The sequence below is a fragment of the Exiguobacterium sp. E4787 genome (genome assembly GCF_018618375.1).
In the GTDB taxonomy this organism is placed as follows: domain Bacteria; phylum Bacillota; class Bacilli; order Exiguobacteriales; family Exiguobacteriaceae; genus Exiguobacterium; species Exiguobacterium chiriqhucha.
Genome location: NZ_JACSLY010000002.1, coordinates 24,317 through 45,651, shown reverse-complemented (window position 1 = coordinate 45,651; position 21,335 = coordinate 24,317). Strand labels below are relative to the sequence as shown.

The 21,335-nt window shown below is 52.2% G+C and carries 24 protein-coding genes; 19 read left to right on the top strand and 5 right to left on the bottom strand.

Translation table 11 applies throughout. The features are described from left to right. Positions 1-66 precede the first annotated feature (66 nt). From KNP80_RS02700 to hfq, 7 genes are all read left to right on the top strand, one after another. Entirely contained in the window at positions 67-987 is a 921-nt protein-coding gene (locus KNP80_RS02700) for an ABC transporter ATP-binding protein (RefSeq protein WP_214711058.1), read from the top strand. Then, positions 980-1,978: an ABC transporter permease gene (locus tag KNP80_RS02695; protein ID WP_021067298.1), complete on the top strand. Its 999-nt coding sequence runs from the start codon at positions 980-982 to the stop codon at positions 1,976-1,978. Before KNP80_RS02700 ends, KNP80_RS02695 begins: the two co-directional genes overlap by 8 nt. Before the next feature lie 179 nt (positions 1,979-2,157). Then, the gene (locus tag KNP80_RS02690; RefSeq protein ID WP_214719701.1) at positions 2,158-3,687 is read left to right on the top strand and encodes a M4 family metallopeptidase; all 1,530 of its coding nucleotides are present in this window, start codon (positions 2,158-2,160) and stop codon (positions 3,685-3,687) included. 119 nt (positions 3,688-3,806) lie between these two features. Next, positions 3,807-4,667: a PPK2 family polyphosphate kinase gene (locus KNP80_RS02685; RefSeq protein WP_214832760.1), complete on the top strand. Its 861-nt coding sequence runs from the start codon at positions 3,807-3,809 to the stop codon at positions 4,665-4,667. Positions 4,668-4,780: 113 nt separating this feature from the next. Then, positions 4,781-5,374, top strand: a complete 594-nt coding sequence (locus tag KNP80_RS02680; RefSeq protein ID WP_214832758.1) for an AmiS/UreI family transporter — start codon at positions 4,781-4,783, stop codon at positions 5,372-5,374. 238 nt (positions 5,375-5,612) lie between these two features. Then, a complete protein-coding gene (gene miaA, locus KNP80_RS02675) occupies positions 5,613-6,563 on the top strand; it encodes a tRNA (adenosine(37)-N6)-dimethylallyltransferase MiaA (protein ID WP_214719698.1) in 951 nt (316 codons plus the stop codon). Between the two features lie 12 nt (positions 6,564-6,575). Continuing rightward, entirely contained in the window at positions 6,576-6,824 is a 249-nt protein-coding gene (gene hfq, locus KNP80_RS02670; RefSeq protein WP_021067304.1) for an RNA chaperone Hfq, read from the top strand. 42 nt (positions 6,825-6,866) lie between these two features. Here the strand turns inward: hfq and KNP80_RS02665 are convergent, their stop codons facing one another. Then, positions 6,867-7,379, bottom strand: coding sequence for a hypothetical protein (locus KNP80_RS02665; protein ID WP_214832756.1), 513 nt, complete (start codon positions 7,377-7,379; stop codon positions 6,867-6,869). Positions 7,380-7,535: 156 nt separating this feature from the next. Here KNP80_RS02665 and KNP80_RS02660 point away from each other — a divergent pair, with 156 nt between their 5' ends. The 6 genes from KNP80_RS02660 to KNP80_RS02635 all read left to right on the top strand — a co-directional run bounded on the left by KNP80_RS02660 (position 7,536) and on the right by KNP80_RS02635 (position 13,974). Beyond that, the gene (locus KNP80_RS02660) at positions 7,536-8,714 is read left to right on the top strand and encodes a DNA-binding protein (protein ID WP_214832754.1); all 1,179 of its coding nucleotides are present in this window, start codon (positions 7,536-7,538) and stop codon (positions 8,712-8,714) included. A 15-nt stretch (positions 8,715-8,729) separates the two neighbouring features. Beyond that, complete coding sequence (locus tag KNP80_RS02655; protein ID WP_214719695.1) at positions 8,730-9,659, top strand: CobW family GTP-binding protein; 930 nt, start codon at positions 8,730-8,732, stop codon at positions 9,657-9,659. Continuing rightward, the gene (locus KNP80_RS02650; RefSeq protein ID WP_214719775.1) at positions 9,659-10,441 is read left to right on the top strand and encodes a 5'-3' exonuclease; all 783 of its coding nucleotides are present in this window, start codon (positions 9,659-9,661) and stop codon (positions 10,439-10,441) included. Before KNP80_RS02655 ends, KNP80_RS02650 begins: the two co-directional genes overlap by 1 nt. Further along, a complete protein-coding gene (locus tag KNP80_RS02645) occupies positions 10,422-10,811 on the top strand; it encodes a reverse transcriptase-like protein (RefSeq protein WP_214719694.1) in 390 nt (129 codons plus the stop codon). The genes KNP80_RS02650 and KNP80_RS02645 overlap by 20 nt, the downstream gene beginning before the upstream one ends. A gap of 106 nt (positions 10,812-10,917) precedes the next feature. Then, positions 10,918-12,318 carry a class II fumarate hydratase gene (fumC, locus tag KNP80_RS02640; protein WP_214719693.1) on the top strand — a complete coding sequence of 467 codons (1,401 nt, stop codon included), beginning with the start codon at positions 10,918-10,920 and terminating at the stop codon, positions 12,316-12,318. 168 nt (positions 12,319-12,486) lie between these two features. Then, positions 12,487-13,974, top strand: coding sequence for a GGDEF domain-containing protein (locus KNP80_RS02635; RefSeq protein WP_214832752.1), 1,488 nt, complete (start codon positions 12,487-12,489; stop codon positions 13,972-13,974). Between the two features lie 14 nt (positions 13,975-13,988). On the opposite strand, the gene KNP80_RS02630 is transcribed toward KNP80_RS02635, so the two are convergent. From KNP80_RS02630 to KNP80_RS02620, 3 genes are all read right to left on the bottom strand, one after another. After that, positions 13,989-14,468, bottom strand: a complete 480-nt coding sequence (locus KNP80_RS02630) for a dihydrofolate reductase (RefSeq protein WP_214719691.1) — start codon at positions 14,466-14,468, stop codon at positions 13,989-13,991. After that, a complete protein-coding gene (locus KNP80_RS02625) occupies positions 14,465-15,259 on the bottom strand; it encodes a thymidylate synthase (RefSeq protein ID WP_214832750.1) in 795 nt (264 codons plus the stop codon). Before KNP80_RS02625 ends, KNP80_RS02630 begins: the two co-directional genes overlap by 4 nt. Positions 15,260-15,396: 137 nt before the next feature. Next, entirely contained in the window at positions 15,397-16,083 is a 687-nt protein-coding gene (locus tag KNP80_RS02620; RefSeq protein WP_214719689.1) for a Type 1 glutamine amidotransferase-like domain-containing protein, read from the bottom strand. 173 nt (positions 16,084-16,256) lie between these two features. On the opposite strand from KNP80_RS02620, the gene KNP80_RS02615 reads away from it, so the two are divergent. The 5 genes from KNP80_RS02615 (at position 16,257) to KNP80_RS02595 (ending at position 20,134) form a co-directional block, all read left to right on the top strand. After that, positions 16,257-16,538: a hypothetical protein gene (locus KNP80_RS02615; protein ID WP_214719688.1), complete on the top strand. Its 282-nt coding sequence runs from the start codon at positions 16,257-16,259 to the stop codon at positions 16,536-16,538. Positions 16,539-16,643: 105 nt separating this feature from the next. Then, positions 16,644-17,555, top strand: coding sequence for an NAD(P)-dependent alcohol dehydrogenase (locus tag KNP80_RS02610; RefSeq protein ID WP_214719687.1), 912 nt, complete (start codon positions 16,644-16,646; stop codon positions 17,553-17,555). Positions 17,556-17,653: 98 nt separating this feature from the next. Further along, on the top strand, positions 17,654-18,178 hold the full coding sequence (locus tag KNP80_RS02605; protein WP_214719686.1) for a type 1 glutamine amidotransferase domain-containing protein: 525 nt from the start codon (positions 17,654-17,656) through the stop codon (positions 18,176-18,178). A 26-nt stretch (positions 18,179-18,204) separates the two neighbouring features. Further along, the gene (locus KNP80_RS02600; RefSeq protein ID WP_214719685.1) at positions 18,205-18,939 is read left to right on the top strand and encodes a Bax inhibitor-1/YccA family protein; all 735 of its coding nucleotides are present in this window, start codon (positions 18,205-18,207) and stop codon (positions 18,937-18,939) included. A 76-nt stretch (positions 18,940-19,015) separates the two neighbouring features. Then, positions 19,016-20,134 carry an NAD(P)/FAD-dependent oxidoreductase gene (locus tag KNP80_RS02595; protein WP_214719684.1) on the top strand — a complete coding sequence of 373 codons (1,119 nt, stop codon included), beginning with the start codon at positions 19,016-19,018 and terminating at the stop codon, positions 20,132-20,134. A gap of 65 nt (positions 20,135-20,199) precedes the next feature. Here the strand turns inward: KNP80_RS02595 and KNP80_RS02590 are convergent, their stop codons facing one another. Then, positions 20,200-20,445 carry a hypothetical protein gene (locus KNP80_RS02590; RefSeq protein WP_214833565.1) on the bottom strand — a complete coding sequence of 82 codons (246 nt, stop codon included), beginning with the start codon at positions 20,443-20,445 and terminating at the stop codon, positions 20,200-20,202. Positions 20,446-20,535: 90 nt separating this feature from the next. On the opposite strand from KNP80_RS02590, the gene KNP80_RS02580 reads away from it, so the two are divergent. Next, complete coding sequence (locus KNP80_RS02580) at positions 20,536-21,333, top strand: ABC transporter permease subunit (RefSeq protein ID WP_214832747.1); 798 nt, start codon at positions 20,536-20,538, stop codon at positions 21,331-21,333. Positions 21,334-21,335: the final 2 nt, after the last annotated feature.

The following is a 21,335-nucleotide window of genomic DNA, read 5'->3' as shown; positions in this document are numbered from 1 at the left end:
CCCTATGTGAATGTTCGAATAGGACAGATGCGATCGAGTCCGATAGAATGTAGGAGAGGTGAGATGATGCAACCAACATTGAAGATAGATCATTTGACAAAAGTAATCGGTAAAAAAACGATCATCGATGACATCTCGTTCGATGTGTTCCCCGGTGAAGTGTTCGGCTTCTTAGGGCCGAACGGGGCCGGTAAAACGACGACGATTCGGATGATTGTCGGATTGATTAAGCCGACGAACGGGACCGTCTCGATTTGTGGGTTCAGCGTCGAACGTCAATTCGTTCAGGCGATGAATCAAATCGGCGCCATCGTTGAGAATCCGGAATTGTACAAGTTCATGAGCGGGCGTGAGAACTTGAACGCCTTCGCGCGGATGTTGCCCGGTGTCGATGAGGCCCGGATTCAAGAAGTAATCGATCTCGTCGATTTGACGGCACGAATCGATGATAAAGTGAAGACCTACTCGCTCGGGATGCGGCAACGTCTCGGCATCGCCCAGGCCATGTTGAACAACCCCCGTGTCTTGATTCTCGATGAGCCGACGAACGGGCTCGACCCGATGGGGATTCGTGACCTTCGACTCTTCATCCGCCGTCTCGTTGAAGAGACAGGACTGAGCGTCCTCGTCTCTAGCCACATCTTGGCCGAGATTGAACTGCTCGCGGACCGCGTCGCCATCATGTCGCGCGGGAAAATCGTGAAAGTCGGCACGGTCGAGGAACTGATTCATGAGTTGGCGTCGACGGTCGATGTCCACGTGGCCGACAGTTTTGAAGTCTTGCCGATCATCCGCGGATTCGAGTCGATTGATCACGCCGATGTTGTCGATGAACGGACGATTCGGGTCTCAATGAATCTGGAAGAAACGGCTCGCTTGAATCGCTACTTGCTCGATCGAGGCGTCGACGTGTTCGGTCTCGAACGACGCGTCCAGACGCTAGAAGAATTGTTTATTTCATTGACCGGGGGTGACCATATTGTCTAATCCGTCAATCCTTGGCCTCATTCGGAACGAAGTCTTAAAGATTCATAAGAAACGTCGGCTTCTCGTCGTGTCGACCATTCTCATCGTGCTCGTCTCGATGTTCACGTATGCCAACTACCGGCAGATCGAGAAACAACGGGAAGAACAAGGAACGATTGACTGGCGTGTCGATTTACAGCAAGAGATCGTTGATACGCAAAACCGGCTCGCCTCGGCGAACGTTCAGGATGAGTTCCGTCAAATTTTGGAGTTCCAGGTCCAACAGAATCAATATTACTTAGATAATGATATTAACCCGAACTATCCTGGGGCGCCGACGTTCATGCGTGTCTTCTTCTCGCAAGGAACGACGCTCGTGCTCCCACTCTTCATCATCGTCCTGATGGCCGATATCGTCAGCGGTGAGCATAATGATGGCACAATCAAGACGCTGTTGTCCCGTCCGGTCCGGCGCTTTAAGATTTTGCTTGCTAAATGGATGACGACGCTGCTGTATACGTCGATTCTTATCTTCATCACGGCACTCGTCAGTTATGTCATCTCTGGCATCGTGCTCGGTTGGGACGGATGGACCGCGCCGATTTTGACTGGGTTCCAAGCCTCGGCGACCGGGACGTTCTCGACCGACTTCGTCCATACGCTGCCGATGTGGCAATATTTGCTCATGTCGGTCGGCCTATCCTGGTTCGTCGTCGCGGCCGTCGGGACGATCGCACTCATGATCTCGGTCATCGTCAAAAATACGGCGACTGGGATTGGGATCATGATGGCGGTCCTGATTTCAGGACCGCTCCTCACGTCGCTCGGGTCGAATTGGGACAGCTCGAAATATTTGGTGAACGTCAACTTCGGTCTTCATACCTATCTCGAGGGGCAAGCCCCACCGATCGAGGGGATGACATTACCGTTCTCGCTCATCGTCATATTCGTCTGGTCGCTAGCGGCTCTCGCTTATGCGTTCTACCATTTCACACAAAAAGATGTTTATTGATGACTGGCGTCACCTTCCACGGTGACGCTTTTTTTGTTACGGCTGATACGACTAGAGAAAATGATGGGTTAGTCCAAATGTCTTAATAATTTGAATTGTCAAAATAATTAAAAAGTTGGATACATTAAATGTGGGAAACTATGTAAAGTAGGAGACACCACATAAGGAGGGAAACACACATGAAAAAAGTTTTATCTACATCACTCATCGCAGGCGTCTTGCTTGTGCCGCAACTTGTCGGCGCGGCGGAGCTCAAGTCAGGTACGTTGACGAAACCATCGAACGAGGCGCCGACGACAATCGTCAAAGAGTATGCGAAAGCGAAAGGCGAATTCAAAACGCTCGAATCGAAGCGTGACAAAGTCGGACAAGTCGTCAAATTACAACAGACGGTTGACGGTGTACCGGTCTTCGGTGGAATCGTCGTCGGTGTCGTCGATAATGATGGCCAATTGAAAACGGTCGTCGATGATACGAAACAACTCAAAGGATTACATAAGTCAATCAAGCTGAATGAACAAAAAGCGGTCGCTCGTTATAAAGAGCTTGTCGGCCACAAAGGCGCATACGAGCTTGAGCCGGCAGCGGAACTCGTCGTCTATCCGAACGGGGAAGAGGCGGTCTATGCGTATGAAGTGACCGGGACGATTCTTGATGCGGATGAGCCGTCACGTTGGACGTACTTCATCGATGCGGCAAGCGGGAAAGTATTGAACAAGTACAACCAATTGGCACACGCCAAACCGACGAACGGTGTCACGGGTACGACGTATACCGGCACGGGAATCGACGTCCTTGGCCAGAGCCAAACGTTCAAGACGACGAAGAGCGGTTCATATTACTATCTCCAGGACTCGACACGCGGCAAAGGCATCTATACGTATGACGCCGGTAACCGGACGCGCCTTCCTGGATCGCTTTGGGCCGATGTCGATAACGTCTTGAACACGACGTACGACCGGGCCGCGGTCAGCGCCCACGTCAACGCGACGAAGACGTATGACTTCTTCAAGAACACGTACGGTCGTAACAGCTATGACAACAACGGTGCGGCCCTCAACTCGACGGTCCACTATAGCCGCAGCTACAACAACGCGTTCTGGGATGGCAGCAAGATGGTGTACGGTGACGGGGACGGCCAAACGTTCACATACCTCTCGGGCGCCCTTGACGTCGTTGCTCACGAATTGTCACACGCGGTCACAGAGTACACGGCCGGTTTGATCTATCAGAACGAATCAGGAGCCATCAACGAGGCGATCTCTGATATCTTCGGTACGGTCGCGGAGTACAGCGTCGGCTCGAACTTCGACTGGTTGGTCGGGGAAGACATCTATACGCCGGGTATTGCCGGGGACGGTCTCCGTTCGATGTCGAACCCAGCGGCCAACGGTGACCCGGACCACTACTCGGTCCGCTACACAGGGACGCAAGACAACGGTGGCGTCCATATCAACTCAGGTATCGTCAACAAGGCGGCCTACTTGTTCGCGAGCGGGGGCTCACACTACGGCGTATCGGTTCAAGGCATCGGCGTCAAGCAAATGGGCGATGTCTACTACCGCGCGCTCACTGTCTACTTGACACCGACATCGAACTTCTCGAGCCTACGTCAAGCAGTCGTACAGTCAGCCAAAGACTTGTACGGTCCAACGAGTACACAAGCGGTCGCGGCAGCGAAATCGTTCGACGCGGTCGGAATCTACTAAGCCGAGTCCATTCAAACATCCTTTCCGTTTCGGCGGAAAGGATTTTTTTGTCGCTATTTTTTGAAAGAATAGGGTAAATACGGATTGTACGTAAAAATTGTCGCAATCAAGGAGGACATATGGACATTCAATCATTTCGCATTGACCATAAAAACGGGATTCGTCTGAACGATTACCCAACCACGATCAAGGGCCGCCCATCGGACGAGACGTTGCAAAACAAGCTGATTCCGGAGAGTGTCGAAAAATTGAAAGAGTTGCATTGGAAACTATATGCCGAAGCCAAAAAGGGTGTCGTCGTCGTCTTACAGGCGCTCGATGCGGGTGGTAAAGATGAGGCGATCAGTTACATTTTCTCGAATTTGAACGCGCAAGGGTTAAAGACGAATGCGTTCCAAAAACCATCGGATACAGAGAAGAAACATGACTATCTCTGGCGGATGCATGACCTCATGCCGGAACGCGGTCAGGTCGGCATCTTGAACCGTTCCCATTACGAGGAAGTGATTGCCCCGCGCGTCCATGATCTGCTCGGAGAAGAGGTCATCCCGGACGATGAGGACAAAGAGTCGGTATGGAAAGTCCGCTATCGTCAAATCAACGATTTCGAGCAATATTTGAACGAGAACGGATTCGCGGTCATCAAGTTCTTTTTCAATGTATCGAAAGAAGTGCAACGAGACCGTCTCCTCGAACGACTAAAAGACCCGAGCAAGAATTGGGAGTTCTCGTTCAGTGATGTCGAGGAACGAAAGCATTGGGACGATTATCAAGCTATTTTTGAGGATATGTTGTCGAACACAGCAACAGAACTTTCCCCGTGGTATGTACTGCCGGCAGATGATGACTGGTACGCACGTTATATCGTCTCGACGGTCATGATTGATGTTCTTGAAGACATCGATCCACAATTCCCGACGTTTACAGAAGACGAACAGGAACGAATCGATGAAGCGATTCAAACGCTCGAAAACGAGTGACGTTTGTCGAGTCCGTGAACGTCCATTTCTCCACTTGCACTGAAAGCGAATTCAAGTTACAGTGGACGTAGATAAAATTAGACGTCAGACATCTGTATGAAGGAGCAATGAGTGTGGGGAATATAAGTTTATTATTTGGAGGCGTAGCACTGTTCATCAACAGCCTCGTTTTGTTTGGAAAAGTGGACGTTAAGAGTGCGGGTGTGTTTAGTCTGTTCACTGGACTATTGCAGACGTTCATCGCGACGTGGCTCGTCATCGGGGCGAGTTCGGCGGAGATGTTTGGATATGCGAGCATCTACTTGTTCGCGTTCACATATTTGTACGTCGGTGTGACGTTCCTGTTCGATTTGGACGGTCGGGGCGTCGGATGGTTCTCGCTCTTCGTATCGATTTCGGCCGTCTTCTATGCGGTGATCGCATTCACGACGAGCGATGTGATGGGAGCAGTCACGTGGTTGTTTTGGTCGCTCTTGTGGGGACTGTTCTTCATGGGGATGGGCCTAGGGTGGCAGATTGACGGCTTGACGGCCCGGATCGCCTTCGTGCTCGCTTGGTTGACCTTGATTATTCCGGCGCTGTTCGGTCTCGCAAATTTGATGACGCCGCTCTATGGCGTTATGTGGTGGGCCGCGAGCGGCACCGCGATTCTTTATTTTGGATTGACGATGTGGCGCCAGCGCCGTTTAGTAGAAGTGACACAATGAACGATGCTCCTTTGGGAGCGTCGTTTTTTTGCGCATTCATTTGTGTCTAAAATGTGAAAAGCGGGAATGAGATACGTAAAGGAGGCGACCTCGGATGAGTGACGGCTTAATTTTACTGATGGGACTATTATTATGCGGATGGATGCTGTTTGCGGTCGTGTTTGATGATACAATAAAAAGAAGAATTTAACGGGCCGTTTCCTTTAAGGGACGGTCTTTCGTTTGAGGAGTGACAAGGATGGAAAAGACACCAGTCATCGTCCTCGTCGGACCGACGGCTGTCGGGAAGACGACGACAGGGATTGAGCTCGCCAAAGCGTTCAACGGTGAAATCGTATCGGGCGACTCGGTCCAAGTGTACCGCGGGATGGATATCGGTTCGGCAAAAGTGACGGTCGAGGAGGCGGAAGGGGTTCCGCATCATTTGATTGATATATGCGACCCGGACGAGGCGATGAGCGTCGCCACTTTCCAAAAGTTGGCCCGGGCGGCGATCGATGATATTTATGCGCGCGGAAAATTGCCGATTCTGGTCGGCGGGACAGGTCTCTACATCCGTGCGATTCTATATGACTATGAGTTCACAGAACGACCGGTCAATCACGAATTGCGTGAAGCGCTCGAGTTAGAAGCTGAAACGGGTGGACCTGAGGCGCTGCATGCGCGTCTGCAATCGCTCGATCCAAAACGGGCCGAGAGCATTCATCCGAATAACGTCCGCCGCGTCATCCGGGCCCTTGAAGTCGCGCTCCAAGGCGACGCCCAGGCGATGGACAGCCTCCCGTCGGAACATTACGCCTATAAACTGTTCGTCTTGCATGCGGACCGGGACGTGCTCTACTCGCGCATCAACCATCGTGTCGACTTGATGCTCGAAGCGGGCCTCATCGAGGAAGTCGAGCGCTTGCTCGCGGCTGGTTATCGGGACACGCAAGCGATGCGCGCCATCGGTTACAAGGAAGTCGTTCCGTATCTTGATGGATTGATGACCCGAGAACAGATGAGCGAGACGCTCAAACAGCACACGCGCAAGTTCGCAAAACGTCAATTGACATGGTTCCGTCATCAATTTAATGGGATTTGGGTCGATATGGGACGAAAATCATTTGAACTATCGTATCAAAATATTTATGATGAAGTTGAGGAGTTTTTTCGAAAATTCCGATTATTTCAAAGAGACATAGACTAGGGGGAATGCAACATGAAGGCTAGCTATAACATTCAAGATCATTTTTTGAATCAGTTACGTAAAGAAATGGTGCCGACGACCGTGTTTTTAGTCAGCGGGTTTCAAATTCGGGGAGTCATCAAATCGTTTGACAACTTCACGGTCATCGTCGAATCGGAAGGGCGCCAACAGTTGATTTATAAGCATGCGATTTCAACATTCTCACCAGCACGGAACGTCACATTGTTCGAACCGGAAGCGGTCGAAGTGACAGAAGGATAATTGAAGGCATAAAGAAAGAGCGGCCCGGGGACCGCTCTTTCTTTATGCCGTTTTGACGTTCGGATTGAAATCGATGGCCTCGAGCACACGATGGACGGCACAACCGCCGAGAAGTGAGTCGAGTTGGTCACAAAGCTGACTTGGTGCCGAGCGGTATAAGTGTGTATACGTCCGCTTCCATGACCGTTCGGCCGACTGGATGCGCACGAGCAGGTCGGCATGACCGAGTTCTTTCAGTTTCTCGATATTCATCCGGTTCGTCCGAGCGAATGCCGATAAGACGACGGCTTTGGCGAGCGGTGTTTGAATCGGATAACCGGCGACGACGAGGACGGCCATTGCGCCTTTCATCTCATGCTCGATGACCGAGTCGACGAGTTGGTCCGGCGTATATGGATTCCCCGCATGTCCCGAGACCGCCGCCACGAGTTCGTGATGTGAGACCGGGCAAGCCGATGCCTGTAAAATGCTATCAATTGTTGAGTGCGTTGTTGCGTAACGTGTCGCTTCCCCTGTTGCGATCAACCGTTCATACGTATCTATCAATGAAATCATGTGAGTTCCCCCTTTATCTGGCTGTCTTAATCGTATCAATTCTAGTAAGCGCTTTCAATATAATTTAGGAATCTTCATGACCTATAACGAAAGTATGTTCGCCTCGAAGTGGAAAACACGATACAATGGGCAAAGAGAAGAAGGAGGGCATTGTATATGAACTATTACCAACAGATTGATCCGATCACGGGGAGCGGCTTCGACCGGACGCGGTTCCAACTCCCGACCGTCGAAAAAGCGTCGACGCGATTGACTGACCTTACGGACGGGACACCGGTCCAGACGAAAGCGCTCGTCAGTACAGTCGAAGTGAGAGAAGGCAAATCGGGTGCCAAATGGCTGCAACTGAATTTGACGACATCGAGCGGACTTATCCGTGCCAAGCAATGGTTGCGTGGCAACGAAGAGCAGTTGTTACCGATTTACGAGTCTGGTGTGATCGAGCTTGAAGGGAAAATCGACGTCTATCCGAAACCGGACGGCGCCAAGTCGATCACAATCGACCGGGCCAAACCGATTGCCCGGGACGAGGCAGTCTCATTGTTGCCAGGTCTTCCTGGAGACGAGACGATGGAACAATACGCCGATGAGCTGTTCGCGATTCTGTCGACGCTCTCGCCTGACTATCAAGCGATTGCGATGTCGCTACTCGACCGCTATTGGGACGATTTCGTACTCGCACCGGCTGCACTGTATCATCATCATAACTATGTCGGCGGCCTCTTGAAGCATACGGTCTGTATGCTTCGACTCGGTTATCGCATCCAAGAACAGGACGACCATTTGGCGATGGCGTTCCGGGTCATCAAAGAAGCCGAGCAGTTGCACAAAGTAGACGTATGGAATACGATGAACGGTGTAAAAGTTGAACAGGCGTTCCGGGGCACGTTCGAGTCGCTTTACGCGGCCTGCGAGGCCATCGCGGAATTGAAGGAGCCGCTCCGTTGGGACGAACTCGCGCTCGGGATTTTATTCCATGATATCGGCAAGTTGTTCGAGTACAGTCACTTGCTGTCGTCCCCGAATCGGTTCGAGCAACTGTTCTCGGTCAAAGGTACAAGTGAGACGACCGGCATCTCGATCAATCCGATGGGAAGCTTCATCGGACATATGCCATACGGCGGACTGTTGTTCGAGAAGAGTCAACAGGCCGCAAGTGTCACATTGTCGCTCGACGCCCATCATCGGATTTGGCATATGATTTTATCCCACCACGGCAAGCGCGAGTGGGGATCGAGCGTGTTACCGGTCACGACAGAAGCGTGGATGCTACATTTGATCGACTTGCTGGATGCGCGCTATGAGAAATGGGCGCGGGTCCACGAAAATTTATAAGGTGAGGTGCAGTACATGATTCCCGTGCAATTGGTGACCGGTTTTTTAGGCGCCGGAAAAACGACCTATATGAATCGCTTGCTAGAAGCGACGGACGAGCGGCTGCTCGTCATCGTCAACGAGCTCGGGTCGGTGAATATCGACGAACAGTTAATTGTCAAGATGGACCAAGAGCAGATCGAGCTGTCGAACGGTTGCATCTGTTGCTCGATTCAAAGCGATTTAAGCAAGACGTTCTATCAGCTCGCATCGAAAAACACGTTCGACCGCATCGTCATCGAGACGACCGGTGTGGCCGACCCGGCGCCGATCATTCAGACGATTTATTATGATGACTACTTGCGCACGCGCTTCAAGTTGACGGCGATTTTGACAGTCGTCGATGCCAGTCAATTGGACCGTGAGCTATTTATTGAAGGAATTCATCAAATCGCCTATGCGGACGTTATCTTATTGAATAAAGTCGACCTCGTCGATGCGGATGCGCTCGAACAGGCGCATGAGCGGATTAATGCGCTGAATCCGACCGTTCGAGTCATCGAGACGGTTCAGACGGTCGGCGACTATGACTTGACGGAGAATACGTTCCAGCTCTCACGAGTCGACGAACAGCTCCTCGGCCAACTGACGGCAGGACACTCCTCGGTCTCATCACTTCGGGCCATCACGCTCACGACGGACGTGCCGCTCAAACGGGAACGCGTCACTCAATACGTCCGAGAAGTGCTCATGCACTATGAAGATGATGTCTATCGCTTGAAGGCGATTGTTCGTTTAGACGGAGAAACATCAAAATTCGTCGTCCAAGCGACGAATCAACTGATGGGGGCGACGTTCGCGAACGAACCGAGCGACGACTCACGTTCCGTCTTCGTCTGGATTGGAAAAAATCTTGACCGGGACGCGCTCACGCGCGGATTACAAGCTTGTGAGGTGAATGCATGATGAAATTGATGTTGGTCGATGGGTTTAACCTCTTGTCGCGATATTATTTTGCCACAGAGCGTCGTCGGGCTCTCGACCCCGATGTGACGTTGAAGGGACTGCTTCGAAAAGTTGACGGGTGGACGAACGACTTCACGCATATCGCTTTCTTTTGGGACGGACCACGCGAGACGACGCACCGTTACGCCCTGTTTCCGGACTATAAAGCGACTCGCACCGGCTTGCCGGAACCGTTGTTCCACGATTACGTCAAGTTGCGGGCAGCGTTGACCGAGCGCGGGATTTTTCAGTCTGAGCTCGCCGGGTACGAGGCTGATGACTTGATTGGGGCCGTCGCAACCGCATTCCCGGGCGAATCGTATATGTATTCGTCAGACCGCGATTTGCATCAGTTGCTTTCCCCGAACGTGTTTCAAATCGTTCCGAAAAAAGGGGAAGAGATGATGATGAATCGGGAAGTGTTCGTTGCGACATACGGCGTCCGACCAGAGCAGTTCGTCGATGTGAAGGCGCTCCAAGGCGACGCCTCAGATAATATTCCCGGTGTCCGCGGCATCGGACCGAAGACAGCGACCATCCTCGTCCAGTCGTATGACACGGTCGAAACGCTATACGACATCGTGAGACAAGAAGCGCTTCAAGAGGCGCATCAGAAGTTTGCGAAGAAACTTGATGGGCAAGAAGAAGTGGCGCTCTTGTCGAAACGTCTCTCGCTCATCGATATTCATGCACCGATTGAGACCGATTGGGAGGCGTATCGCTTTGGTTCACATTTATTTTGATGCGGCGACGAACCAAGAGGCTGGTGAGAACGGTATTGGCGTCTGGATCAAGAAGACCGACGGCACGGTGTCCACGTACATTGCCCAACGCGTCGGGTTAACGAGCGTTCAGGCGGAGCTCGCCGCGCTCGCGTTCGCCCTCGAACAAGCGCACGAACTGACGGGCGAATCGACGTTCATGTTCTATTCAGACGCCGAGACGGTCGTACGGGCGCTCGAACAGCGCTTCCTCAAAGACCAATCGATGCGTCCGTTGTTCGTCAAGGCGCTGACGCTTTATGACGAATTGCCGAATAAATTCATCAAATGGATTCCTCGAGCGGAGAACCGGGCCCATGACGTGGCTAAACGGGCATTGATGACAGGCTAAAAGTCGGGCGTGGGCCCGACTTTTTGTCAATTGCGGGGGAATGATTTCTTTTTTGCAAAAGTTTCGCTAAAATGAAAGCGTAGTCAAAAAAAGAGGGGGAATTTTCATGGAATATCGGATCGAACGGGACACGATGGGGGAAATCAACGTTCCGGCTTCAGCCAAATGGGGAGCCCAAACACAGCGCAGTCTAGAGAACTTTAAAATCGGGACTGAAAAAATGCCGCTTGAGGTCGTGCATGCCTTCGCGATTTTGAAGAAAGGTGCCGCACTTGCCAACGCCGAGCTCGGTGTGTTGGAGCAAGCGAAAGCCGACGTCATCGCCGAAGTCGCAGATGAAATCGTCGCTGGGCAACATGACGCCGAGTTTCCACTCGTCGTCTGGCAGACGGGTTCAGGGACACAGTCGAACATGAACGTCAACGAAGTCATCGCCCACTTGGCGAACGATAAGTTGAAGGCGCGCGGTCAGACGCTTACGATCCATCCAAATGACGACGTCAACAAGTCGCAAAGCTCGAACGACACGTATCCGACGGCGATGCACATTGCGGCCATCCTAGCAGTCGAGGATCATGTGTTGCCGTCAATCGAGGCGCTCCACGCGACGCTCGCGAAGAAAGCCGAGTCATTCATGGACATCGTCAAGATTGGTCGGACGCACTTGCAAGACGCGACGCCGGTCACGCTCGGTCAAGAGATTAGCGGTTGGGTCCGTATGCTCGAGCTGTCGAAACAGATGATTGAGCGTACGCTTGAACCGTTGACAGAGCTCGCTCTCGGCGGGACGGCAGTTGGGACGGGCATCAACGCCCATCCGCAGTTCGGCGAAGTCGTGGCCGAGAAAATCTCGCAAGAGACCGGAAAACAGTTCATCACGGCCGTCAACAAGTTCCATGCGCTCACGAGCCACGATCAGCTCGTATTCACCCATGGTGCCTTGAAAGCACTCGCCATGGACGCGATGAAGATCGCCAACGACGTCCGTTGGCTCGCTTCTGGTCCGCGTGCCGGTATCGGCGAGATTTTGATTCCGGAAAACGAACCGGGCAGCTCGATCATGCCAGGAAAAGTCAACCCGACGCAGAGCGAGGCGTTGACGATGGTCGCGGCTCAAGTGCTCGGCAATGATGCGACCATCGGATTCGGGGCGAGCCAAGGAAACTTCGAGTTAAACGTGTTCAAGCCTGTCATCATGTACAACTTCCTCCAGACGTGCCGCTTGTTGACGGACAGTCTACATTCGTTCGACGTGCATTGCGCCGTCGGCATCGAACCGGATTTGGACGTCATCGCTCACAACGTGGAACGGTCGCTCATGCTCGTGACGGCACTCAACCCGCATATCGGTTACGAGAACGCAGCCAAAATCGCGAAACTCGCCCATAAAAATGGGACGTCGTTGAAGGAAGCGGCGCTCGAGACCGGACTATTGACGGAAGAGCAGTTCGATCAATGGATTCGTCCGGAAGAGATGACGTCTCCTAACTTAAAAGTTGGTAAATAAGGGAAGGGCGGTCCATGACCGCTCTTTTCTGCTGTCTTATGGGTCTTAAGAACCATCTTACTGTCAAACAATAGGAAAAAAATAAGTAAATAGTTGTATTTTCGTGGATGAAGTCGCATAATCATAGTCAGAAGCGAATATCGGGAGAACGAAACTGGGGGGTCGGGAATGAAGCAGCAACTCACAGATCGTATACATAAGATTTTGGCGCAAATCACGAGCGCGAGACAGATTCAAACAACAGACATCGAGTTTTTATTGGATTGGATGAAACAAGAAGTGAAACAGAGACGGTTCATGCACTTGCTTGAAATCTTCAGTCGTGTCGAATCTGACGTGCGTGAGTTGCCGGCCGTCCTGACGCAAGCAGAAGCGATGGCATTGATTGCCCCGGTGAAACGATATATCCATACGATCCTGGGCATCGAGCAAGAAGACGAGGACCTCGTCTTGATTTTGTCGAACAACTTTGCGACGTTCAGCCGCTATAAGCCGCGGGTGGAAAAGCTCGGGGCACGTCCTGTCTTTTTACAGACGTTAGAAGAAGCCGGTGAATACGATTATGAGGACGTGCCGAAGGCGATCATCATGGATGTCGAACTGTGGGCCCGTTTCCCGGAACGGGCGATCCAATCGTTCGTCAGCAAGATGAAGAAGCTGTACGTCCCGCTCATCGTGATCGGAACGAATGAACATTATCGGCTCGCCGCCTACTCGTATGGGTTCGATGATTATTGGGAAGAGTGGATTCCGATGGAAGAGCGGCTCGTGCGGCTTGGACATCATATCGAGAAGGCACGGCTCGTTTCGAACGCGCTGCTCGTCGACGAATTGACAGGCGCCTTCAACCGTAAATATTTGAAAGCGACGTTCAGTCGCTTTATGTCCCGCGTGGAGCGGTCCGGTGAAAGCTTCACGCTCGCGTTGCTCGACATCGATCATTTCAAGCAGTTGAACGATACGTTCGGTCATGCGTATGGGGACGAGGTGTTGCATCGCGTTGCCGAGGAGATTCGTTTGGCGATTCGCTCGAGTGACGAGTTGATTCGTTACGGCGGGGAAGAGTTCCTCATCATCTTGAACGTGTCCGAGCGCCACGTCGTCGATGCGGTGCTCGAACGGGTCCGCAGCCGCATTGAGGAGATGACGTTCACATACGAACATCACGTGACGGTGTCCATCGGCTATGCGCGCGTCTGTCAGACCGGGATGACACTCGGGGAGTGGTGCGCTTACGCCGACGAGGCGCTCTACAAGGCGAAGCGTGACGGTCGCAATCGAATCATCCGTTATTCGACGGCGGTCCGGGAGGAGAAGCGGCTCGCTTACGTGACGATGAGCCCGGAGAAGTACACCATGCTCGCCGAACAATTGCCGAAACAGCATCGACGATACGAGGTCATCTATCGTCCTTACGACCGTTACGCCTGTAACGATCATATGGAGATGTTCATCTTAGACGAATCGAGTACGACGGAGACGAGAGGGACGCTCTCGGCCGTCAAAGAGCAGCGTGGCAAGTACAGTCATGTGTTAGCGTTGTCGAAACGGACGGCACTCGAGCTCGGTACGCTATACGACGATTTGGCCGAACAGGACCATCATGATGTCATCACTGAAAAAATCGAGAAGTGGCTCGAAAAATTGCCCGACTAAAAAGGGACGTCGACTCAGTCGATGTCCCTTTTGTCATATTGACGGAAAGTGAAGCTATAGGCATGTCGCTCGTCGACCGGATGGAACTGTTCGTCCGACACGGTGAGTCCGTCCGGCAGCGGTGGATAATACGTGTCCGCCTCGAACGTGCCATCGACCTCGGTGACATAGAACCGGTCCGTCATCGAAAGCGTCTGCTCATAAAGCGTGGCGCCGCCGATGATGTAAAGGTCTGTCGTCTCATTTTTGAGCGAATCGAGGTCGTACCAGACATCGACACCTTCAGCTGAAAACGATCGGTCGGACGTGACGACGATATTGCGGCGGTTCGGTAACGGACGACCGATTGATTCGAACGTCTTTCGACCCATGACGACCGTTTGGCCCGTCGTGATGGCCTTGAATTGTTTCAAGTCATCGGGCAGGCGCCACAACAAGGCGTTATCTTTCCCGATTTCCCGATTTCTCCCGATGGCGACGACGTGGACGATCATACGCTGACCGCTCCCTTGATATGCGGGTGCGGGTCATAGTCGACAATCTCGAAGTCCTCGAAGCGGAAGTCCTCGATTGACGTCACGTCACGCAAGATGTTCAATGTCGGGAGTGGGCGTGGCTCACGCGTCAATTGAAGGTTCACTTGTTCAAAGTGGTTATGGTAAATGTGGGCGTCGCCGAGCGTATGGACGAAGTCCCCGACCTCAAGGCCGGTCACATGGGCAACCATGTGCGTGAGCAAGGCGTATGACGCGATATTGAACGGGACGCCGAGGAACGTATCGGCGCTACGTTGATAGAGCTGACACGATAGTTTGCCGTCCGCGACGTAAAATTGGAACAACAGGTGGCACGGTGGGAGCGCCATGTCCTCGAGTTGCCCAGGGTTCCATGCCGAGACGATGAGTCGGCGCGAGTCCGGATTCGTCTTAATCTGCTCGATCACTTGTGCGAGCTGGTCGACACTCGTGCCGTCTGGTTTTGGGAATGAGCGCCACTGTGCCCCATAAACCGGACCGAGATTGCCGTCCTCGTCTGCCCATTCGTTCCAAATACGGACACCGTTGTCTTGAAGGTACTTGACGTTCGTATCACCGGTGATGAACCAGAGCAGTTCATGGATGATTGAGCGGGTATGTAGTTTTTTCGTCGTGACCAGGGGGAATCCCTCCTGAAGATTGAACCGCATCTGGTAGCCGAACACGCTCGTCGTCCCGGTCCCGGTCCGGTCCTCTTTGACGACACCGTGCTCAAGAATATGGGTGCATAAATCATGATATTGCTTCATGTGGGAAGTCCCCTTTCTCGTTCAAATTTACAAAAAGTCGCACTCATTATAACACAATATGTGGACTTCAGAACGTTTCGCTTTCCATATACAGATTTACTCTCGTACACATCTCGAGGATGCATAATCAGTCCCTTCTAGAGCGGGGGTGAAAAATTAGTGGCAAAGGACTTGGTTTCAGGTAGCTTCGTCATGTTTCGATTCGAGTACAAATAGACGTCACCGAAGATATCGAATTGATCGCCTTGAACACGAAGCGCACAATCTTTGTTCGACAAATAGATTGGTATTTCTTCAGAGAACGAGGCTAGCTCTTGCTTGACGACGTGCATGTGTTGTTCGAGATTGAAGTGGGAGAGCATCGAAAAATCGTTGAGGGCCACGCCTTGAAAAATAGTTGAGGTTGTTACGTTATAACCCATATTTGGCGAGCATAACCAAGACGAAGACATATTGATGGCGCCAGCACTAGCACCTAAGACGATAGCGTCGCTTTGTTGAATCGATTGGATTAGGTCATATTCATGAATAAACTGATTTTGCTTGATGGTGTCCCCACCTAATAAGAAAATCATCGAAGCTGCGTCGAGAAGATGTTTCGCATTAGTGCGATCCATTTCATAATTGATTACGTGAGAATCGTTGAACAAGATGCCAGCCTCCTGTAGCCACGATTGCTCGATAACACCATTAACCGCAGTTGAGGCAGGATCTGAGCTAATCATTACAAGGGACTGCCGATCTGTCACGTCTCGTGACAAGGCATTTGCCAAATAAGTTGGGAAAAAATCATTGAACCATCCAAGATAATAGCACGTCTTCATTGTAAACCTCCTTCGTGTAAGAGTTCTTTCAATAAATTGATATAGAAGCCACCTCATTGTAACCGAACTAGTTGAATTTTTTTCCATAAACAATATGTGATTGCTTATAATGAAGAAGACAAGCGAGTCTAGCTCGTCATGTTTATTGAAATACTTTTAAAAGGAGGATCATCTTGAAACAGCACTCATTACTTTTTGCATTATCTTTATGCTTACTGAGTCTTGGCCTAATCGGAAATGTTGTTTTTGAAACGATGGGTTTTTTCTCAAATCCAACCGTTCAGGTGATCAGTATCCCAATCGCATCCGCCGAAGGGTATTTCATCCATGGATTCCTAATCCTCGCCATCACTGTTCTTGGGCTATTTTTGCTTCCTTTTTCGTTGAATCGAAATAAAGCAAAGACCACTGCCGTATTTCTGTTGGCGGTCATTCTAATTCCTCAGCTTGTATGATGAAAAACCAATTTCAGAGATCAGATGACTCTTTCATCTGGTTTTATTTTATTGAAACGGTGAATTCCTCTAGTAACAACATCACGTCTTAAGAGGAGGGATACGATGAAAGCAGTAATTTGTACCGCATATGGACCACCGGACGTATTGCAGCTTCAAGAAGTCGACAAACCGGTGCCAAAATCGGATGAGTTATTGATTCAAGTTTACACCACAGCCGTTCATTCCGGGGACCGTCGGCTACGGTCACTCGATGTACCGGCTCTAGGTAAGCTTCCGATGCGAATCGTCGTCGGTTTCAAGGCACCGCGTCAACCGATTCTGGGTGTCGTCTTGGCAGGCGAGGTCGTCGAGACGGGCAGCCGCATCGAGCACTTCAAGGTCGGCGACCGTGTCTATGCGCTGACCGGGATGCGGTTCGGTGGCTATGCCGAATATGCGTGTGTCAAAGCGAGTAAATGTGTCGAGCGCATGCCGAACAACGCTAGTTTTGTCGAAGCAGCCAGCTTGCCGTTTGGCGGGACGACGACTCTTCACTTTTTGCGAAAAGTGAACATCGAACAAGCGAAGACCGTATTAATTTACGGGGCCTCCGGAGCAGTTGGTTCGATGGCCGTTCAAATCGCGAAATATTACGGGGCTCACGTAACGGCAGTTTGTCGGGAGCGAAACTTCGAACTGGTGAGAAGTCTCGGCGCGGACGTCGTGGTCGACTACACGAAGCCTAACTACGACGAGAAACTGACCACATACGACGCTGTGTTCGATGCGGCTGGAAACATCGATAAGCGGTTGGCACGGAAACATGTTGCCGAACACGGGAAATTCAGTTCTGTCGCCGGGCAAGGACCTGCGAGTGAACGGAAAGAGGATTTGGCTTTCTTGAACGAGCTATTCGAAGCCGGTCGGTTAAAGGCCGTCATCGATTCGGTTTACCCGCTCGAGGACATCGTCGCGGTGCATCGATACGTCGATGCTGGAGGAAAGGCTGGCAATGTGATTGTGACCGTGACATAAACGAATTGATGGGAGGCACGTACTTGGTGGACAGTCACTGTTTTCGCCACGTAGCTTATGGGGTATACTTGTGAAAGACAAATAAAGGGAGGGATTCGATGCAATTACAAGGTAAAAACGTCCTGCAAATCGTCAGCGACGACTTCGAAGATTTAGAATTATGGTATCCGGTCCATCGGTTACGCGAGGAAGGCGCAAACGTCATCCTGGCCGGTGAAAAGGCGGATCATGCTTATATCGGCAAATACGGCGTTCCGGCCAAATCGGACATTGCGTTCGATGACGTCGACATCTCATCGTACGACGCTATCCTCGTCCCGGGTGGCTGGTCACCAGACTTGTTGCGCCGATTCGATTCGGTGAAAGGCTTCGTCCGCTTTATGCATGACGAGAAGCGGCCAATCGGTCAAATCTGTCACGCCGGATGGGTGTTGATTTCAGCGAAGATTCTCGATGGTGTCAACGTCACGAGCACGCCGGGCATTAAAGATGATATGGAAAACGCGGGTGCGATTTGGCATGATGAGCCGGTCGTCGTCGACGGTCATATCGTCTCGAGCCGCCGTCCGCCTGACCTGCCTGACTATATGCGCGAATTCATCAAGGTCATGGCTAAACACTGAAAATAGAATAAAGGGGTTAACGACAGTTGAGACTTAAATCGAATCCAGTTCTTCGTAAATCGATGGAGACAACAGCTTATAGCACCACGCCGATGACGAAAGCCGGCACGTGGTCGAAAGTGTTCACACTACTCTTGCTCGTCACGGCAGCCGCCGGGACGACGTGGATGCTCGTGCCGACAATCGGGGAGGCGTTGTTGTTCCCGCTCATGATCGGCTCACTCATCCTTGGTTTGGTGTTAGCACTCGTCATCACGTTCAAACCGAGAACGGCACCGGTCGTTGCGCCATTGTATGGTATCGTCGAAGGTGTGTTCGTCGGGTTGATTTCGTACTTCTTCGAAGCGATGCTTCCGGGCATCGTTGGCCGTGCCGTGTTGACGACGTTCATCGTCGCGTTCGCGATGTGGTTCGTCTACTCGACGGGTCTCGTCAAAGTGACGCAAAAGTTCCGTGCCGGCGTCACGGCCGCAATCTTTACGGTCATGTTGCTCTATCTCGTCCAAATCGGGATGAGTTTCTTCGGTTCAGGGCTCCCGTTCATGACGGGCTCATCACCGCTTGCGATCGGTGTGCAGTTTGTGATCGTCATCATCGCCTCGCTCGCGCTCGTACTCGATTTCGATTACATCGCGCGTCAAGTCGAGAGCCGGGCTCCGAAAGAGCTCGAATGGGTGGCAGCGTTCGGTTTGATTGTGACGCTCATCTGGCTCTACATTGAACTACTCGATTTACTCTATCGCCTCGCCATGCGCGACTGATCATCGGCCCTCGGGCCGGTGATTTTTTTAAGAAAGGATGTGAAGCCGTCATCGAACCGATGAGGGCGCAACTGTTATGAAAAAAGTGATTGTGATTGGATCAGGAATCGTCGGCATCTCGACCGCGTATCATTTGGCGGGGAAAGCCGACGTCACCGTCATCGACCGGAAAGAAAAGGGCCGTGCGACCGACGCGGCAGCAGGAATCGTCTGCCCATGGATCGCCCAGCGTCGCAATAAGGCATGGTACGCGCTCGCCAAAGGCGGCGCTCACTACTATGCGACGGTCGTCGATGACTTGAAACGAGAAGGAGAGACCGAGACCGGCTATAAACGAGTCGGGACGCTCGCCTTGCATGAAGACAAGAAATTGAACGAGATGCAAGAACGGACGGCGCTGCGCCGGGAAGAAGCACCAGAAATCGGGGAGTTGACCCGGATGACAGCGGAAGAGGCGAGAGCGCTATTTCCACCGCTCTCGGACGAATATGACGCCCTCCTTGTCGAAGGCGGGGCTCGTGTCGATGGAGAGAAATTGCGAGCTGCCCTCGAACGGGTCGCCGTGAAGCGTGGCGTGACCTTGGTTGACGGTTCGGCCGTCCTCGTCGAAGCGGACGGCTATCATGTCGAGTGCGACGGTGTCCGCTTTGAGGCGGATGAGATCGTGCTCGCCTGTGGGGCGTGGTTGCCCGAGTTGATGGAGCCGATCGGCTATACGGCCCGTGTCGCCGGCGAAAAAGCGCAAATCGTGCACGTCCAGCTGCCGGACACGGATGCTTCCGACTGGCCGGTCGTCATGCCGCCGCGGCGCCGCTATTTGCTCGGATTTGAAGAAGGACGAATCGTCATCGGCTCGACGCATGAGCGTGACAAGGCGTTCGACGCACGGCCGACGGCAATCGGAATTCATGAAGTGCTCTCGAAAGGGCTAGAATCGGCTCCGGGACTCGCTGAGGCTGAACTGATTGAGACGCGGGTCGGCTTTCGCCCGGTCACCCCGAACTCGATTCCGATTCTCGGACGCGTACCGGGAGCGGAGCAGTTGCTCGTCGCGAACGGTCTCGGCTCGTCCGGCTTGACGGTCGGTCCGTTCATCGGGAAAGTGCTCGCAGACCTCGTTCTGACAGGAGATTGCGAGCTCGACCTGTCGCTTTATCCAATCAAGGAATCGGTGTTTAGAACGAATGATAAATAACAACGAAATATAAAAAGTCGCCTCCCCCTTGCTATACACAAAAGAAGGGGAAGGCGACTTTTTAGTTATTTCCGAATGATGCCGTGCAAGAAAAATCGGAAATAGTCTTGCATCGATTCGCTTATCGGTGACGTGAACAGGCCCGGGTCAGATAAAATCGCTTGTTGCACGAGTTGCACGTACCGTAAATACGAATCGGTCGACAGCTCCGGGTCGATGGCCCCGCTCGTCTTCCCATATTCAATCAATTGCCGGAATGCGGCGTAGCCCCGCCCGGCCAACTGTTGCCATGAGGCGTCCGCTTGATTCATCGACTCGCTCGTTTCGAGGTCCAATCGTTGTCGAGCGGCACCGACGAGCTTGAGCATCTGTTCATGCAATATTACGGGGAGGCGAACTAAATGGTTCTCATCGCGGCACTGTTCAAACAAAACCGGAGCTGGATTTTTGGATACTCGCTCGGGACGAGTCTCTCTTTGTTCTTTTTGGCGGCGGTGTTCCCGTCCATCCAAGAGACGGGGCTGATTGAAGGCAAACTGGATTCGTTGCCACCTGAGCTACTCGATGTGTTCAAAATCGATCCGAATTTGGCGATGGACAACGTCATGAACTTGTTGGCCGGCAATTACTATGGGCTCATCTTTTACGTGTTGGCGATTCTGTTCGCACTCACATTCGCCTCACGGCTCATGGCCAAACCGGTGGACTCAGGCGAGGTCATGCTCTATTTGGCCGCACCGATTTCGCGTGGCGGTTACGTGACGGCCAGTCTGGTCGTACTCTTGATGGCGTCAGCCTTGCTCGTCGGACTGAACGGGCTCAGCCTGATGCTCGCCAACGTCTTGTTTGATTTACAGATTGACCTTGGCTTATTGTGGACGTTGCAGTTAAACGCGGGTCTGCTGCTGCTCGTGCTTGGGACGCTCGCTTATGTGCTCGCGAGCCTGTTCGACGACAGCTCACGGTCGTATATGGTCACGGGAGGCATATTCGCCCTCTTCTTGATGGCGAATGTGTTCTCAGGATTTAGTGACCAACTCGACTGGTTGAATGCGCTGTCGATATTCTCGTTGTTTGACGCCAACGCACAAATCCAAGGGGATTCCACGCTTCGTTCTTTCTTCTTGTTGGCGGGGATTCTCGTCGTCAGCGTGCTCCTATCTTATGGACGCTTCACACGAAAAGATTTGACGATTTAGTT

Excerpts from the sequence above, each read along its gene's own strand:
- KNP80_RS02700 (WP_214711058.1), top strand. The coding sequence starts at position 67 with ATGCAACCAACATTGAAGATAGATCATTTGACAAAAGTAATCGGTAAA.
- KNP80_RS02690 (WP_214719701.1), top strand. The coding sequence starts at position 2,158 with ATGAAAAAAGTTTTATCTACATCACTCATCGCAGGCGTCTTGCTTGTG.
- KNP80_RS02685 (WP_214832760.1), top strand. The coding sequence starts at position 3,807 with ATGGACATTCAATCATTTCGCATTGACCATAAAAACGGGATTCGTCTG.
- miaA (WP_214719698.1), top strand. The coding sequence starts at position 5,613 with ATGGAAAAGACACCAGTCATCGTCCTCGTCGGACCGACGGCTGTCGGG.
- hfq (WP_021067304.1), top strand. The coding sequence starts at position 6,576 with ATGAAGGCTAGCTATAACATTCAAGATCATTTTTTGAATCAGTTACGT.
- KNP80_RS02665 (WP_214832756.1), bottom strand. The coding sequence starts at position 7,379 with ATGATTTCATTGATAGATACGTATGAACGGTTGATCGCAACAGGGGAA.
- KNP80_RS02660 (WP_214832754.1), top strand. The coding sequence starts at position 7,536 with ATGAACTATTACCAACAGATTGATCCGATCACGGGGAGCGGCTTCGAC.
- KNP80_RS02655 (WP_214719695.1), top strand. The coding sequence starts at position 8,730 with ATGATTCCCGTGCAATTGGTGACCGGTTTTTTAGGCGCCGGAAAAACG.
- KNP80_RS02650 (WP_214719775.1), top strand. The coding sequence starts at position 9,659 with ATGAAATTGATGTTGGTCGATGGGTTTAACCTCTTGTCGCGATATTAT.
- fumC (WP_214719693.1), top strand. The coding sequence starts at position 10,918 with ATGGAATATCGGATCGAACGGGACACGATGGGGGAAATCAACGTTCCG.
- KNP80_RS02635 (WP_214832752.1), top strand. The coding sequence starts at position 12,487 with ATGAAGCAGCAACTCACAGATCGTATACATAAGATTTTGGCGCAAATC.
- KNP80_RS02630 (WP_214719691.1), bottom strand. The coding sequence starts at position 14,468 with ATGATCGTCCACGTCGTCGCCATCGGGAGAAATCGGGAAATCGGGAAA.
- KNP80_RS02625 (WP_214832750.1), bottom strand. The coding sequence starts at position 15,259 with ATGAAGCAATATCATGATTTATGCACCCATATTCTTGAGCACGGTGTC.
- KNP80_RS02620 (WP_214719689.1), bottom strand. The coding sequence starts at position 16,083 with ATGAAGACGTGCTATTATCTTGGATGGTTCAATGATTTTTTCCCAACT.
- KNP80_RS02610 (WP_214719687.1), top strand. The coding sequence starts at position 16,644 with ATGAAAGCAGTAATTTGTACCGCATATGGACCACCGGACGTATTGCAG.
- KNP80_RS02605 (WP_214719686.1), top strand. The coding sequence starts at position 17,654 with ATGCAATTACAAGGTAAAAACGTCCTGCAAATCGTCAGCGACGACTTC.
- KNP80_RS02595 (WP_214719684.1), top strand. The coding sequence starts at position 19,016 with ATGAAAAAAGTGATTGTGATTGGATCAGGAATCGTCGGCATCTCGACC.
- KNP80_RS02590 (WP_214833565.1), bottom strand. The coding sequence starts at position 20,445 with ATGAATCAAGCGGACGCCTCATGGCAACAGTTGGCCGGGCGGGGCTAC.
- KNP80_RS02580 (WP_214832747.1), top strand. The coding sequence starts at position 20,536 with ATGGTTCTCATCGCGGCACTGTTCAAACAAAACCGGAGCTGGATTTTT.